20 protein-coding genes, 1 other RNA gene and 1 other annotated feature are annotated in these 15,359 nt (G+C 38.3%); of the genes, 20 read left to right on the forward strand and 1 reads right to left on the reverse strand.

Annotated features, from left to right (window positions below):
* The first annotated feature begins 6 nt into the window (after positions 1–6).
* The 20 genes from pstB (at position 7) to tsaD (ending at position 13,243) form a co-directional block, all read left to right on the forward strand.
* Positions 7–762, forward strand: coding sequence for a phosphate ABC transporter ATP-binding protein PstB (gene pstB, locus BN53_RS04690; protein WP_009559769.1), 756 nt, complete (start codon positions 7–9; stop codon positions 760–762).
* Positions 763–771: 9 nt separating this feature from the next.
* Positions 772–1,542 (forward strand): phosphate signaling complex protein PhoU, encoded by a 771-nt coding sequence (gene phoU, locus BN53_RS04695; RefSeq protein ID WP_009559770.1) that lies wholly within the window; start codon positions 772–774, stop codon positions 1,540–1,542.
* Between the two features lie 35 nt (positions 1,543–1,577).
* Positions 1,578–1,702 (forward strand) — a sequence feature (ribosomal protein L10 leader region).
* 42 nt (positions 1,703–1,744) lie between these two features.
* Entirely contained in the window at positions 1,745–2,254 is a 510-nt protein-coding gene (rplJ, locus tag BN53_RS04700; protein WP_009559771.1) for a 50S ribosomal protein L10, read from the forward strand.
* Positions 2,255–2,302: 48 nt separating this feature from the next.
* Complete coding sequence (gene rplL / locus BN53_RS04705; protein ID WP_009559772.1) at positions 2,303–2,665, forward strand: 50S ribosomal protein L7/L12; 363 nt, start codon at positions 2,303–2,305, stop codon at positions 2,663–2,665.
* Positions 2,666–2,742: 77 nt separating this feature from the next.
* Positions 2,743–3,366, forward strand: a complete 624-nt coding sequence (locus BN53_RS04710; protein ID WP_009559773.1) for a class I SAM-dependent methyltransferase — start codon at positions 2,743–2,745, stop codon at positions 3,364–3,366.
* Positions 3,367–3,894 carry a tRNA adenosine(34) deaminase TadA gene (gene tadA / locus BN53_RS04715; protein WP_040537324.1) on the forward strand — a complete coding sequence of 176 codons (528 nt, stop codon included), beginning with the start codon at positions 3,367–3,369 and terminating at the stop codon, positions 3,892–3,894.
* Positions 3,889–3,988, forward strand: an RNA gene (gene ffs / locus BN53_RS09420) — signal recognition particle sRNA small type. Before tadA ends, ffs begins: the two co-directional genes overlap by 6 nt.
* Positions 3,989–4,046: 58 nt before the next feature.
* Positions 4,047–5,780: a DNA polymerase III subunit gamma/tau gene (dnaX, locus tag BN53_RS04720; protein WP_009559775.1), complete on the forward strand. Its 1,734-nt coding sequence runs from the start codon at positions 4,047–4,049 to the stop codon at positions 5,778–5,780.
* 15 nt (positions 5,781–5,795) lie between these two features.
* Positions 5,796–6,131, forward strand: a complete 336-nt coding sequence (locus BN53_RS04725; protein ID WP_009559776.1) for a YbaB/EbfC family nucleoid-associated protein — start codon at positions 5,796–5,798, stop codon at positions 6,129–6,131.
* Positions 6,132–6,731: a recombination mediator RecR gene (gene recR / locus BN53_RS04730; protein ID WP_009559777.1), complete on the forward strand. Its 600-nt coding sequence runs from the start codon at positions 6,132–6,134 to the stop codon at positions 6,729–6,731.
* Positions 6,731–6,970, forward strand: coding sequence for a YaaL family protein (locus tag BN53_RS04735; protein ID WP_009559778.1), 240 nt, complete (start codon positions 6,731–6,733; stop codon positions 6,968–6,970). The genes recR and BN53_RS04735 overlap by 1 nt, the downstream gene beginning before the upstream one ends.
* Positions 6,971–7,071: 101 nt before the next feature.
* Complete coding sequence (gene tmk / locus BN53_RS04740) at positions 7,072–7,719, forward strand: dTMP kinase (protein ID WP_009559779.1); 648 nt, start codon at positions 7,072–7,074, stop codon at positions 7,717–7,719.
* A gap of 5 nt (positions 7,720–7,724) precedes the next feature.
* Positions 7,725–8,045, forward strand: coding sequence for a cyclic-di-AMP receptor (locus tag BN53_RS04745; RefSeq protein WP_009559780.1), 321 nt, complete (start codon positions 7,725–7,727; stop codon positions 8,043–8,045).
* Positions 8,045–8,905 (forward strand): DNA polymerase III subunit, encoded by an 861-nt coding sequence (locus tag BN53_RS04750; RefSeq protein WP_009559781.1) that lies wholly within the window; start codon positions 8,045–8,047, stop codon positions 8,903–8,905. Before BN53_RS04745 ends, BN53_RS04750 begins: the two co-directional genes overlap by 1 nt.
* A gap of 9 nt (positions 8,906–8,914) precedes the next feature.
* Positions 8,915–9,256, forward strand: coding sequence for a DNA replication initiation control protein YabA (gene yabA, locus BN53_RS04755; protein ID WP_040537325.1), 342 nt, complete (start codon positions 8,915–8,917; stop codon positions 9,254–9,256).
* 2 nt (positions 9,257–9,258) lie between these two features.
* Positions 9,259–10,113, forward strand: a complete 855-nt coding sequence (rsmI, locus tag BN53_RS04760; protein WP_009559783.1) for a 16S rRNA (cytidine(1402)-2'-O)-methyltransferase — start codon at positions 9,259–9,261, stop codon at positions 10,111–10,113.
* Between the two features lie 3 nt (positions 10,114–10,116).
* Entirely contained in the window at positions 10,117–10,854 is a 738-nt protein-coding gene (locus BN53_RS04765) for an acyl-[acyl-carrier-protein] thioesterase (RefSeq protein ID WP_009559784.1), read from the forward strand.
* A 61-nt stretch (positions 10,855–10,915) separates the two neighbouring features.
* Positions 10,916–11,650, forward strand: a complete 735-nt coding sequence (gene tsaB, locus BN53_RS04770; protein WP_009559785.1) for a tRNA (adenosine(37)-N6)-threonylcarbamoyltransferase complex dimerization subunit type 1 TsaB — start codon at positions 10,916–10,918, stop codon at positions 11,648–11,650.
* Between the two features lie 43 nt (positions 11,651–11,693).
* Entirely contained in the window at positions 11,694–12,197 is a 504-nt protein-coding gene (gene rimI, locus BN53_RS04775; RefSeq protein WP_009559786.1) for a ribosomal protein S18-alanine N-acetyltransferase, read from the forward strand.
* A gap of 2 nt (positions 12,198–12,199) precedes the next feature.
* A complete protein-coding gene (gene tsaD / locus BN53_RS04780; protein ID WP_009559787.1) occupies positions 12,200–13,243 on the forward strand; it encodes a tRNA (adenosine(37)-N6)-threonylcarbamoyltransferase complex transferase subunit TsaD in 1,044 nt (347 codons plus the stop codon).
* 57 nt (positions 13,244–13,300) lie between these two features.
* On the opposite strand, the gene BN53_RS04785 is transcribed toward tsaD, so the two are convergent.
* Positions 13,301–15,226 (reverse strand): ABC-F family ATP-binding cassette domain-containing protein, encoded by a 1,926-nt coding sequence (locus tag BN53_RS04785; RefSeq protein ID WP_009559788.1) that lies wholly within the window; start codon positions 15,224–15,226, stop codon positions 13,301–13,303.
* Between the last annotated feature and the right edge of the window lie 133 nt (positions 15,227–15,359).

A 15,359-nucleotide genomic window follows, 5' to 3' on the forward strand; every position in this document is an offset into this window, starting at 1 on the left:
ATAGCGATGAAATCAATCATTAAAACAGAAAATTTACGTTTGTACTATGGCAAAAAAGAAGCACTTCATGGGATTTCTTTAGAGATTCCAGAAAAACAAATCACGGCCTTGATTGGCCCATCTGGTTGCGGTAAGTCGACTTTCTTAAGATCGCTCAATCGAATGAATGACTTGATTGACAACGTTACGATTACAGGTACAGTCAAGATCAATGATCATGATATTTATGCTCCTAAAACTGACATTGTCAAGCTTCGCCAAGATGTTGGCATGGTTTTTCAACAGCCTAATCCTTTTAGCTTTTCGATCTATGAGAATGTTAGCTTTGGCTTGAAGCTAGCTGGAATTACTGATAAAGAGGAAATTGATGCTCGAGTAGAAGAATCTTTAAAACAAGCAGCTATTTGGGAAGTAGTTAAAGATCGACTAAATGACAATGCTCAAGGATTGTCAGGTGGTCAACAACAGAGAATTTGCATTGCAAGAGTTTTGGCAACTAGACCAGAAGTTATCTTGATGGATGAGCCAACAAGTGCCTTAGATCCAATTTCAGCCTCACAAATCGAAGAAACTATGATTAAATTAAGTCAGGATTATACAATCGTAACTGTAACCCATAATATGCAGCAGGCTTCTAGAATAAGCGATATGACAGCACTCTTTGTAGCTGGGAAAGTTGTTGAATACGATGAAACTAGTACGATTTTTATGAATCCTAAGGAACAAGTTACCAGCGACTACATTAATGGAATATTTGGATAGGTGACAAAAATGCGCGGAATTTTTCTTGATGAGATGAAAAAGTTGAACCTTCGTTACATTACGATGGGAATCAATGTTAATGAACAGATATATCTAGCAACCAAGTCTTATATCGAACATGACAAGCAACTAGCTAAAGAAGTTATTGCTGGAGATGAAAAGATCAACGATGAAGAAGTTCAATTGGAAAAAGATTCTTTGCAATTGATGGCTTTAAAACAACCAATGGCTTCTGACTTTCGGATGATTATTTCAGCCTTAAAGTCTTCAAGCGACTTAGAGCGAATCGGTGATCATGCAGCTTCAATTGCCGTAGAAACAATCAGAGTTAAGGGCAACGAACGGGTTCCTAAAATCGAAAAGTTGATTGCTGAAATGACTGACTTGGTTCGCAATATGATGGAAAAAGTTTTAGACGCTTATGCTAAAGACGATATTGAAATTGCTAAGTCAGCTGCCAAGATAGATTTAGAAATTGATATCAAGTTTGTTGAAGCAAGAAAAGAAATAATTGCTGAAATGGCTAAAGAAACAGAAGTAGCTGTAGCTAATGCCTCATACCTGACAGTAATCAGATTGCTTGAGCGAATTGGCGATCACATTGTTAACTTAGCTGAATGGGTAGTTTACCGCAATACTAATAAGTTAGTTGAATTAAACCCTGGCAAGCTAGATCGCGATGTAGCTGAAAAGGTGGTTGATGGCGAAAAACTTGACCAAGATGAAATGAAATTGGTCAAGGAGGCAGAAGCTTGCGCGCAACCAGACGAAAATTTATAATTTCTGCTTGCATCTATTTGTTAGAGTTGCTATACTAGTTAGAGTAAATTCTACCTAAGACTCGGGTGGCATGACGCCTTAATATCCCGCCGAGGCCAGAAGATAATGAAGAATTCAAACGCTCCATGTCTTTTTGGCATGGAGTTTCTATTTAAACAGGCCTACATAGAATTTATTAATGTAATTGTGGAGGTGAAATCGAGTGAGTAAAGCTGCTATTGCTGAAAAGGAAAAGTTTGTTAATGCTTTTGCTGAAGAACTTAAGGCTGCCAAGGCTATCTTAGTTATTGACTACTTAGGTTTGACTGTTGATGAAGTTACTAACATGCGTAAGGACCTTCGTGAAAAAGATGTTAAGATGAAGGTTGTTAAGAACACTTACTTGAGACGTGCTGCTGCTAAGGCTGGTATTGAAGGTCTTGACGATGCTTTTGTTGGACCAACTGCTGTTATCTACACTGATAACGCTGATGACATTACCGAACCTGCACGTATCGTATCTAAGTACGAAGATGATTTTGATGTTATCGAAATCAAGGGTGGTGTACTTGAAGGCAAGTTGACTTCTAAGGAAGAAATCAAAGAACTTGCTGCTATCCCAGGTCGTGAAGGCTTGCTTTCAATGCTTGTTTCTGTATTGCAAGCTCCTGTACGCGACTTCGCTTATGCTGTTAAGGCTGTTGCTGAAAAGGGCGAAGCCTCAGCTGAATAGTTTTATTGTTATTGATATCTAAATTCTAATTTTTCGGAGGATACTTAAATGGCTTTAGATACTGCTAAGATTATTGAAGACTTAAAGGGCGCTACAATCCTTGAATTGAACGACCTTGTAAAGGCTATTGAAGAAGAATTTGACGTTACTGCTGCTGCTCCTGTAGCTGCTGCTGGTGCTGCTGGTGCTGCTGAAGCTAAGACTTCATTTGATGTAGAATTGACTGAAGCAGGTCAAGAAAAGGTTAAGGTTATTAAGGCTGTTCGTGAAATCACTGGTCTTGGCCTTAAGGACTCAAAGGACCTTGTTGATGGTGCTCCTAAGAACATCAAGGAAGGCGTTTCAGAAGACGAAGCTAACGAAATCAAGGCTAAGCTTGAAGAAGTTGGCGCTACTGTAACTGTTAAATAGTTATTGCCAATAGGCAAATATAGAGAACAGGCTGGAAAAATCCAACCTGTTTTTTTATTTTAATTTTGAGAGCAAAAATGACAGAAGAAAAAAATCAAATGTACTATGCTGCTAACCCTAATGCAGCTCATGATGAACATCATATTTCATATAATTTTGCAAATTTTACTCTACAATTGACGACTGATGCCGGCGTTTTTTCAAAAATGCGCGTTGATTATGGCTCAAGCGTATTAATTAAGGCAATGGCTGAAGTGGACTTTCCACAGGTAGGAATTTTGGATGTTGGGACCGGTTATGGCCCAATTGGTTTAACTGCTGCAAAGTTATGGCCTAATCAGACAGTCGACATGATTGGTGTCAATGAACGAGGCCTAGCTTTAGCCCAAAGAAATGCAGCTGCCAACAAGATTTCTAATGTGAATATCTATGCTTCTGATATCTATCAGAATGTGGATAAGAAATACGGCTTAATCTTGACCAATCCACCAATTAGGGCTGGCAAGAAGGTAGTCTCAGAAATTTTAGCTAAAGCATTTGAACATTTAGTGCCAGGTGGTACTCTATTAGTAGTTATTCAGAAAAAGCAGGGTGAACCAAGCGCTCGCAAATTGATGCAAGAGGTCTATGGCAACTGTGAAATTGTAACTCGCGATAAAGGTTATTACATCCTGAAGTCAGTAAAAAGCGAGGATGAGTAAGTGTTATCGAGTGAGGACAAGAAGAAATATATGTTGCTAGCTTTTGAGCAAGCTAAAAAGGCTCAAGAGCAAGATGAAGTTCCTATCGGTGCAATAGTAGTTTCCCCTGATGGAGAAGTGATTGGCGAGGGCTATAATCGCCGAGAGCTTGATCAAGATGCAACTCAACATGCAGAAATGATTGCGATAAAACAAGCTTGTCAAAAAATTGGCAGTTGGCGTCTAATTGACTGCAGTCTTTTTGTCACTTTAGAGCCATGCCCAATGTGTGCAGGGGCAATTATCAATGCCAGATTGAAAGAAGTCTATTTCGGTGCAATGGATCCAAAAGCTGGAGCTGCTGGAAGCGTTGTTGATCTGTTTGCAGTAGAAAAATTCAATCACCATCCATTAGTGATTCGTGGACTTTTTAGGCAAGAAGCTGGACAAATGCTAACTAACTTTTTTAGAGCGATTCGCCAAAAGCAAAAAAAGCAAAAATTGATGGCGCAAGATAGTGGAAATAATTCAGAAAATACGCTATTATAGTTGTTGGGCAATGTTTAACCTCTGAATTGTGTCAGGATCGGAAGATAGCAGCACTAAGGTTGTTTAGGCATGTGCCCTTTCTAAGACAATTACAAACTCTTAACTCTTTTAAAGAGTTGAGAGTTTTTTTACATTATTAGGAATGAGAATTGATGGCTTATCAAGCACTATATAGAAAATGGCGACCACGCACTTTTGACAGTATAGTTGGTCAGGAAGCCATAACGGAAACTTTAAAGAATTCAATCAAACGCAATAAAATTTCGCATGCGTTTTTATTTGCTGGGCCTAGAGGTACTGGTAAGACTTCTTGTGCCAAGATTTTTGCTAAGGCATTAAATTGTACTAACTTGCAAGATGGCGAGCCCTGCAACGAATGCGCAAATTGTATAGCTGCCGACAAAGGCGCTTTGGCTGATATTATTGAAATCGATGCCGCTTCTAACAATGGTGTTGATGAAATTAGAGAGATTCGCGATAAGGTAAAGTATGCGCCAACTGAGGGTAAATATAAGGTCTACATTATCGATGAGGTCCATATGCTTTCAATCGGAGCTTTCAATGCCTTGCTTAAGACCCTAGAAGAGCCACCTGCTCATGTGGTCTTTATCTTAGCAACAACTGAATTGCAAAAAGTTCCAGCTACGATTATTTCTCGAACTCAGCGCTATAACTTCAAACGAATTTCCAAGCAAGACTTGATGGACAGAATGGTTTTCATCTTGGATCAAGAAAAGATTGCTTATGAAGATCAAGCTATTTCAGTGATTGCTCAAGTTGCTGACGGGGGAATGAGAGATGCTTTAAGTATCTTGGATCAACTGCTGAGCTATGAACAAGATAGTGTTACTTATCAAGATGCTTTGCAGATTACCGGTTTTGCAGCTAAAGAAAAAATCGAACAAGTTTTAATTGACCTCTTGCTGGATCAAACCAGTCAGGCCTTAGCAAAAGCGGAGCAGCTTTTGAAAGATGGTGCAACTGCCAAAAATATTTTGGATGAGCTGATCGATTTAGCCAGCAAAGTCTTGATCAATCAAAAGATGGGCTCTAGCGATCAAACAGAATTTGTCACCGAAAACTTCGGCCAAACAGTTGCATCAATTGATCCGCAAAAGATTTTCAAGTTGATCGATTTAGCTAATGGCGCGCTAAATGATTTGCGCTATACTAATCAGCAACAAATACCACTAGAAGTATTTTTGGTTCAAAGCTCAACTTCAGCTGCAATTACAACTGAAGCTGCATCTCCAGTAGTCGCTGTTGATGATGGCTTAGCTAGTCAAATAAAAATGCTGCAAGAAGAAGTCAAAAAGTTGACTAAAAAGGTCCAAGACTTGCAGGCAAATCCTCCTCAGCCAGCTTCAGAAAAAACTACTAACAAGCCAGCTCCAACAACTAGAATTGCATCAACATCTACCAATAATCGCAAGCAGGTTTACGAAGTACTTAAGCATGCAACTAAGGAAGATTTGGCAACTATTAAGGATATTTGGCCAGACTTGCAATCGGTCTTGGAAGTATCAGAGCGGGCCTTATTAGATGTTTTAGAACCAGTAGCTGCAAGTCCAGACAAGGTGGTAATGAAATGCAAGTACACCTTATGGTTTGAAAAAGCTAGCTCAGATGGCGATTTGTTAGGAAAATTGACAGGATATATTGAACAATTTTCTAAACATTCGTATGATATAGTTTTAGTACCAGATGATGATTGGCTAGATGTAAGACAAGAATTCGTCAAGACGCATAAGCAAGAATTGATTGCCAAAAAGCGCCAGCGACTGGAGAATTTCGAAGAAAATGAACCAGAAGAAGCGCAGGGGGATTTAGAAGTTGTCACCAAGGCCAAGGATCTATTTGGCGAATTAGTAAATATAAAGGATTAAGAGAGGCAAAAAATTATGAGTAGAAGACCTAATTTCGGCGGTATGGGCATGGGCGGAATGAACATGCAACAAATGATGAAGCAAGCTAAGAAGCTTCAACAACAAATGCAAGAAGAACAAGAAAACTTAACCAAGCAAGAATTTGTTGGCAAGTCAGCCGATGATTTAGTAGTTGTTACTTTTACTGGTGATCGCAAGCTCAAGGAAATCAAGATTAACCCAGAAGCAATCGATCCAGAAGATCCAGATATGTTACAAGACCTGATTATTGATGCCGTAAACAAGGGTATGACTGAAATTGACAAGAGTACCCAGGCAAGTCTTGGCAAGTATACGAAAGGTTTGATTTAGTTGGAATATCCATTACCAATTGCTCAACTAATTGATTCTTATATGAAATTACCCGGTATTGGCGAAAAGACAGCTACTCGGTTAGCTTTTTATACTTTGGATATGCCAATGCAGGACGTGAGTGATTTTGCTCAGGCCTTGACCAATGTCAAAAGCAAGCTCCATCAATGTTCAATCTGTGGAAATATTACTGAACAAGATCCATGTTCAATTTGTTCTAATCCTTCAAGAGACCAGACTATGATTATGGTTGTCGAACAACCTAAGGATGTGATGGCTTTTGAAGATATGGGTGAGTATGATGGCCTGTATCATGTCTTACATGGAGTTTTATCGCCAATGGATGGCATGGGACCAGAAGAGATCAACATTAAATCATTGATCACTCGTTTGCAAAAGCAAGATCAAGTCAAAGAAATAATCATTGCACTAAATTCAACTCCAGAAGGTGAATCGACTGCAATGTATATCAGTAAGTTAATCAAGCCTGCTGGCATTAAAGTTACTAGATTAGCAGCTGGACTTGCAGTAGGCAGCGATATTGAATATGCTAACTCCATTACCTTGAAGCGAGCAGTACAAGGGAGAACATCATTATAATGGCAAAAAGAAAAAGAGATAAGATCAAAGAGGATGGGGATCAGAAATTAATCGCCTTAGTCGAAAAATTGCAAAATCAGATTTCTTTTCAACAAAATCTCGATCAAACAACTCTAGACATGTCTGATGATAATGTAGTTGCCAGCAAAATTTTGCGGGCAAAGTATAGTTTTTTGTATAATGAAGCTCGTTATCGACACACAAGATTTAGTGGCATAACCAATGCTATCACTCAATAAAAAAAGCCCGGATGGGCTTTTTTATTTTTCATAAAACTATCTAGGCTGAAACACTGTTAATCTAAGTGGAAGTTCTGTAGAATAGACACATGGAGGGTTTTATGAAGGGTACATTTATTAGCTTTGAAGGGCCTGATGGGGCAGGAAAAAGTACAGTCTTAAAGGAAATTTTGGAGAAAGTCGGCCAAGAGATCAAACCACAATATATAGTAACTAGAGAACCTGGTGGATCGAAGATTGCGGAGAAGATTCGAAAAATTATCTTAGATCCGGAAAATAAGCAAATGGCCGATCGAACAGAAGCCTTGCTATATGCAGCTTCAAGAAGTCAATTGGTTGAAGAAGTGATCAAGCCAGCCTTGGAAGCCGGAAAATTAGTCTTATCAGATCGATTTATCGACAGTTCTTTAGCTTATCAAGGCGTAGGTAGATCTTTAGGAATTGACAATGTTTATGAAATAAACAAATTTGCGACAGACGGAATTATGCCTGATTTAACGTTGTTTTTTGATTTAGACCCAGAAATTGGACTGCAAAGAATCAAATTGGAAAGACCAGATCATGAGGATCGTTTGGAACAAGAGAAAATAAATTTCCATTATAAGGTTTATAATGGCTATCAGGAGATCAATCAAAAATATGCAAACAGAATAGCAGTAATTAATGCCAATCAAGAGCTTGATCAAGTGGTTGAGGATGCAATTGCTGTTATTAAGACTCGTTTGCCTGAATTATTTGATGAGAGGTAATTTTTATGAAATTAATTGTTGCGATTGTTCAAAAAGAAGATTCCAATAAACTCCAAAGAGCATTTGTCGAAAATAATGTTAGAGCGACTAAATTAGCTACAACAGGTGGTTTTTTGAGTCAAGGCAACACCACTTTTTTGATTGGTATTGATGATGAACAAGTGGACAAGGTGCTAGAGATTATCAAAGACAAGTCACAAGCACGTGAAGAATATGTTCAACCAAACTTAATTTCATCTGGCTTAGAAATGAGCCAATTTGTAAAAGTTACCGTTGGTGGAGCAACTTGCTTTGTTCTTCCAGTAGATCAATTTGAGCAATTCTAATGATAGATATAAAGAAAATAGATCAAGCCCAAGCAGAGATTTTAAAGCGGGCTTACAGTAATAAACAATTGGCGCATAGTTTTCTTTTTGTAGCTAATGATCAAACAATTGCGATTAATACGGCTTTTTGGCTGGCTTGTTTGTATAATTGCCAAGGAGAAAACAAACCTGATGGCACATGCCAAAATTGCCAACAAATTTTATCTGGCAATCATCCAGATGTTTTGACGGTTCAATTAGATGATCGGCAAAGTTTAAGTATTGATCAAATTCGTCCTTTGAAAGAAGAATTGGCCAAAAGTCCGGTTGAAAGCCAGATTCGCTTTTTTATTATCGAGCAAGCTCAAACTTTGACCTTATCTGCAGCTAATGCTTTATTGAATCTATTAGAAGAGCCAATAGCCCCAGTGGTTACGATTTTGATTACCAATAATTTGGATCAAATCTTGCCAACTATTCGCTCAAGAACGCAAATTTTCAAGTTTGCCAGCGAAGCTAGTTTATCTGGATCTAAAGATAGTCTCTTAGACAGTGGCTTTTCAGCCGATGAAATTGATAATTTAGGCGATTTGACCAAATTGAATCAAAGCATTAAGTACTTTTATGAGGAAATATGCGAACAAAATGACCTGGCGATAGTTAGTGCTTATAAATTAGCATCGCAAAGTCAAAGTCCAGAATTGCGAAAGTATATCCTATTTCGTTTAAAATATTTAGCAGAACAAGATTTGCATCATGACGATAAGAGAATAACTGGGATGCATATGCTAAAATATTTGATGGATGTTGACAAAATGAATTTGAGTAATGTAAGTTTCAAAAATTTATTGATGTATCTTGCTTTACAGGGGAAAAGGTAGGTGCCAAGAGTGGATCCATATTCAAAGTTGCAACAACTTCACAACTCAATGGAAAAGATGACTAAGACGATCGAAAGCTTAGACAATGATATTTTAGAAATCTTAAAAGAAAATACTGAACTTAAGGTTGAGAACCAGTTATTGCGCGAAAAGCTAGATAAAATTACAGCTAGAAAAGGGCCAGAAGTAGTTAAGACCCAAAGCGGCCTGGAGTCGCTAAAGCAGATTTACAATTCAGGCTATCATATCTGCAATATGTATTATGGATCTCATCGAGACTTGAACTCTGACTGTATGTTTTGTATTGATATTTTGGATAATTTTGGAAATAAGAAAAATAAAAGGAATTAGAGATGCAGCAACAAAGTAGTTATGCGAATGAACAAGGAAAATTATATCTAGTGCCCACGCCAATTGGAAATCTAGAAGATATTACTATTCGTGCCAAGAATATCTTGAGCCAGGCTGATTATATTGCTGCTGAAGATACGAGAACCAGTGGGATTTTGCTAGAAAAACTGGGAATCCACAATCAAATGATTTCTTTCCACAAGTACAATTCCAAGCAAAGAGCACCAGAATTGATCGAATTAATGCAAAAAGGGGCAACGATTGCTGAAATAAGCGATGCAGGGATGCCTGTTATTTCCGATCCTGGTTTTGTATTAGTGCAAGAATGTATCAAAAATGATATTCCGGTTGTTCCTTTGCCAGGACCATCTGCTTTTGCGACGGCCTTGATTGCATCTGGCTTTGATGCTCAGCCTTTTACTTATTATGGCTTTATTCCTAGAAAGAATTCCGAGCAAAAAGAATTTTTGCAAGAAATAAAACTTTCACATGCAACTTCGATTTTTTATGAAGCTCCACATCGCTTAGTCAAAACCCTAAAAGTGATGCAGGAGTGTTTAGGTGGTAATCGTCAAATTGTTGCAGCTAGAGAATTAACAAAAATTCATGAAGAATTTGTTCGAGGCAGCGTTGATGAACTTGTGGATCATTTTACCCAGACGGCTCCAAGGGGAGAATTCGTAATTTTGGTTTCGCCAAATGAAGATGAACCAGAACAATTGTCCTGGGAAGAATTAGTCAAGTTGGTTGATCAAGAGGTTGTCCGCGGAATTAGCAAAAAAGATGCGATTAAACAAGTGGCCAAGGTAAATCGCGTTTCCAAAAATGAGTTATACGACCACTATCATCAGGATTAGTTTATGAAGTATACAGAAGAACATACAATTGAATATGGCGAATGTGACGAAAACCAACATTTGAAGTTGACGTCAATGATGGATTTATTGATGCAAGTTTCTGAGCATCAATTGGATGAACATAATATCGGTACTAATGATTTATTAGACCAAGGTTTAGGCTGGGTTGTGACGCAATATCATATGCAAATAACTAGATTGCCTAAGCCAGCTGAAAAAGTCATCTTAACGACCACGGCTAGTGGCTATAATCGCTTTTTGTCATATCGAGATTTTTCAATTGAGGATAAGGCTGGCAATGCATTAGTCAGTGTTCATAGTCAGTGGGTACTATTCAACCTCAAGGAGCGTAAATTAGTTCCAAGTGACGAGAAGATCATGGAAAAAATTGATGCACCCAAACTTAAAAAGATGCCACGTTTTCCACGGATCAGACCGCTTGAAAGTTATGAGCAAAAAAAGCAATATAGCGTAGCTTATTACGATCTTGATACCAATCATCACCTAACCAATAGTCATTACTTCAATTGGTTGATTGATGTTTTGGGGCGTGAATTCATGAGCAAGCACCGAATTTGTGAGATTGATTTGAAATTCGATCAAGAATTCCAATATGGCGAAGAGCCCTATTCATGTGTAAGCTATGATCGAGTCGATCAGACTACGCTGACTCACCATGCCTTAATGGATGAAACGGGCAGCAAGCGAGCTGTTTGTGAAATGAAATGGCAGAATAAATAATCGATAAGCATGACACTAGTGGTCGTGCTTTTGAATTTAACAGCAAGAAGGATAATTTAGAATGAAAATTTTAAGTATAACTACCGCTACTAATCATTTGAGCGTGGCTTTGAATGATGATGATCAAGTGATTAGCGAAAAAAATGAACAGGATCAAAGAAATCACAGCGAGCATTTGGATCCGATGATTCAGGATATTCTAACTGAAAACAGGTTATCGCTTCAAGACATTGATCGTTTTGCAGTGGCTATTGGACCAGGCTCATATACTGGTTTAAGAATTGGCATTACTACGGTTAAGATGTTTGCCAGCATTTTGGAAAAAGAAGTTGTTGGAATTTCAACTCTTAAGTCTTTAGCCAAAGGAATTGATCAAAAAGACAGTTTGATTATTGCTATGCTTGATGCTAGAAACGACAACTACTTTGCTGGTGGATATTTTGGACAAGCTTTAACTAACGTAATTCCTGATGGCCATTACCATATTGATCAATTGCTTGAAGAAATTAAGAAGTTCAGCCAAGAAAATAACATTGACCAAGTTGTTTTTGTAGGTAGCGGCATTGATAAACATGATGAACTTGTTCAAAAGTTAGGCCTAAACTACACTTATGGATCAGAAAGTCAAAATGAATTGCACGCAGGCTTAATTGGAAAATTAGCAGTAAACGAAGAAGCTATTGATCCTGACAAGCTGTTGCCACGCTACTTGAGAAGAACTCAAGCCGAAGTAGACTGGCATAAGCGGACAGGAAAGCCATTTGCTCCTGATAGTGATTATGTTGAAGAAGTTTAAACGCTTTAGTGATTTTTTTCACCCTCAAAAAAATAAAATATCAATGAATTTTGAACCAGTTGCGATGGTAATCAATGAAAAAGTCTATCAATTGATGCCTGCAACCCAGGCCGATGTTCCAAGCTTGCTTAATTTAGAAAAGGCAGTCTATCATGGCAAGACGCCATGGAGCGGGCAAACCTTCTACTCTGAATTAAAAAAGCACAATCGAATCTATTTGGTGGTTTATCATGAATCGACTTTGGTAGGGATGATTGGTGCTAGATTCCATCCGCGAGAAACACATATTACTAATTTGGCGGTGAATCCGGCTTATCAGGGGCAAAAAATTGGAACTTGGCTATTAAAAGTAGTAATTGAACTAGCCAAACAAAATGCTAGCGAACTCGTTAGCTTAGAGGTTAATATTAATAATACGGTTGCTAAAAAGCTCTACCAATCATTAGGCTTTGAATCAACCTTTATCCGAAAAAATTATTATCGTGATACGCATACAGATGCAATAAATATGATTCTCTGGTTGGAGAAGGGAAAGAAAGAAGTTTAATTGTGACTGAAAAAAAAGATATTCGAATTCTAGCTTATGAAAGTTCTTGTGATGAGACTTCAACTGCTGTAATTAAAAATGGACGAGAAATCGAAAGCTTGATCGTGGCTACGCAAATCAAGAGTCATCAACGCTTTGGCGGGGTTGTTCCAGAAGTTGCCAGCAGACACCATATCGAAGTTATTAGTCAAATAACCAAAGAAGCTTTAGCTGAAGCTAAGGTTGATTGGAAAGATATTGATGCAATTGCAGTAACATCAGGACCAGGATTAGTTGGAGCATTGCTTATTGGAGTTAGTGCAGCTAAGGCTGCTTCAATGGCAACAGGCTTGCCTTTGATTGGAGTTGACCATATCATGGGCCACATTATGGCAGCTCAACTTAAAGATGAAATTGAATATCCAGCTTTGGCCTTGCAGGTATCTGGTGGCCATACTGAGATCGTTTTGATGAAAGATCCAGTTCATTTTGAAATTATTGGCGATACGCGAGATGATGCAGCTGGAGAAGCTTATGACAAGATCGGCCGAGTTTTAGGAGTAAATTATCCAGCAGGAAAGACCATCGATCAATGGGCTCATCAAGGAAAAGATACCTTCAACTTCCCTAGAGCAATGATGGAAGATGATGATTATGATTTTTCATTCTCAGGTTTAAAGTCAGCCTTTATCAACACTTGCCACCATGCTGATCAAATTCACCAAGAATTAAATAAGTATGATTTGGCAGCCAGTTTTCAAGCTGCAGTTGTCGATGTGTTAGCTCACAAGACAATTCGCGCAATTAAGGCTTACCAACCTAAAACTTTTATTTTGGGTGGAGGAGTAGCTGCTAACCAAGGCTTGAGAGAGCGAATGAGTTTGGAAATTGATCGCCTTAAGAACAAGCCTAAGGTAATTTTGCCAGAATTAAAGTTGTGTGGCGACAATGCAGCCATGATTGGTGCAGCAGCCTACAATCTTTACCAAGCTGGCAAGTTTAGCGACTTAAGCTTGAATGCAGATCCATCAATGGAATTGCCATATGCACAAGAAATGTTGCAATAACTAAAAAAGATGATTATCACTTGCATATTTGATGCAGATTGATAATCATCTTTTTTATTATTCGAAATCATCTAAAGCAAGCATTGCTTCTTCCCAATCATTGTTTGTTTGATCTAGTTTTGACTGAATTTCAGATAGCTCTTCTTGTAGCGGCCCTAATTTGTCAAAATTAGTAGCAATTTCAGGTTTAGCCATTTCAGTTTGAATTCTTTCGATTTCTTGTTCATATTCGCTGATTTGTTTTTCAGCAGTTTCAACAGCTCGCTCCAACTTGCGCTTTTGTGAATCGCGTTGCTTTTGTTGCTGGTAGGATAATTTTTGTTGCGAAACGTTCTCTTTGACAGGGGCTTCTTCAGGAGCATCTTGGCTAGGAGTTAGGCCAGCAGCTTCTTTAGCCTTTTCGTCAAAGTAGTATGAATAGTTGCCTTCATATATCTTGGCATGCTTGTTTCTAACAGACACGATCTTGTTAGCCAGTTTATTGATAAAGTAACGGTCGTGTGAGACGAACAAAATCGTTCCATCATAATCTTGCAAGGCAGCTTCCAAAACTTCCTTTGCTTCAATATCCAAGTGGTTGGTTGGTTCGTCCATGAGCAAGAAATTATTGTGCTCAAGCGATAGAACAGTCAAAGTAAGACGGGCTTTTTGTCCACCAGATAATTGTCCAACTGTCTTATCAATATCTTTAGCCGTAAATAAGAAACTTGCTAAAATAGACCGAACTTCGCGCTCAGGCATGGTCTTGTGCCGATTCCAAATAGTATCAAGTACTGTTTGACTAGGATCTAAACGTTGGAGTTCTTGATCGTAATAACCAATATCTAATGAAGCACCATATTTTATGTTTCCATCTTTAGGAGTCAATTGCTTCATGATCGTTTTAAGTAAAGTCGACTTACCGATACCATTTGGTCCGATAATAGCTACGCGGTCGCCTTTATTGACTTGGAAGGAAATATTTTCGATCATATTCTTGTCAGGGTAACCGACAGTTAGATCCTTTAAAATCAAGACTTCTTTGCCAGAAGGATGATCGCTTGAAAAATGAATCTTTACCTTGCTTGAGTGCTTAGGCGGATCAATTCGTTCAAGTTTTTCGAGTTTCTTTCTGCGACTCTGTGCACGATTGGTTGTAGAAGCTCGCATGAGATTCTTTTGAATAAATTCTTCTTCTCGTTTGATTTCTTCTTGTTGCTTTTCATAAGCTGCTTCTTGTTGACGATCGCGCAATTCCCGTTCTGCTTGATAAGCGGAATAATTTCCCTTGAAGGCGGTCAACTTGCCAAATTGCAATTCATAAATTTGCGTTGCCAAATGATCCAAGAAGTATTGGTCGTGGGAAACTACCAAAATAGCACCTGGGTAGGTCTTCAAGAAACTTTCTAGCCAATCTAATGTATCCATATCCAAATAGTTGGTTGGTTCGTCCAAAAGAAGTAGCGGTGGTTTTTGCAAAAGCAACTTAACAAAGGCCAATCTGGTTTTTTCTCCTCCAGAAAGACTGGAAATTTGCTTAGTCCAAGTAGCTTCAGGAAACTTGAATCCGTTTAAAATACTCTTGATTTCAGCTTGATAAGTGTAACCACCAGCTTGTTCAAAATCAAATTGAAGTTGATCATACTGTTTGAGCAATTCTTCATTTTCAGGATGATCAGCAATTTGCTCTTGTAAATGGATTAACTTGTTGCTTTTAGCAATTAGGGGAGCGAACACATTGTTCATTTCATCCCAAATACTCTTATCATCGCTTAAAGCATTTTCCTGGGCAATGTAGCCTACTTTAATTCCGCGGTTGACAATAAATTCACCCTTAGTGGCTTCTTCAAGCCCCATCATGATTTTTAGTAGGGTGGTTTTGCCGACACCGTTAGGTCCAACTAAACCAATTCTGGCGTTGGAATCAATTGAAAAGTTTACGTCTTTAAATAATGTAGTGGTACCAAATTGTTTTTCTAAACTGTGTCCTTGTGCAATAATCATAATTCTTCACCTAGCCTTTATTTTACCAAGTTTGAAGCTTAGGCGAAACCAAGACTTTAAGTAAATCTAAAGATCTTGTGATTGTGAAAAAAGTACTTGCAAAAACCAACTAATTATAGGTACGATATATGTG

Origin of the sequence: Lactobacillus pasteurii DSM 23907 = CRBIP 24.76 (assembly GCF_000297025.1) — a bacterium.
Lineage (GTDB): Bacteria > Bacillota > Bacilli > Lactobacillales > Lactobacillaceae > Lactobacillus > Lactobacillus pasteurii.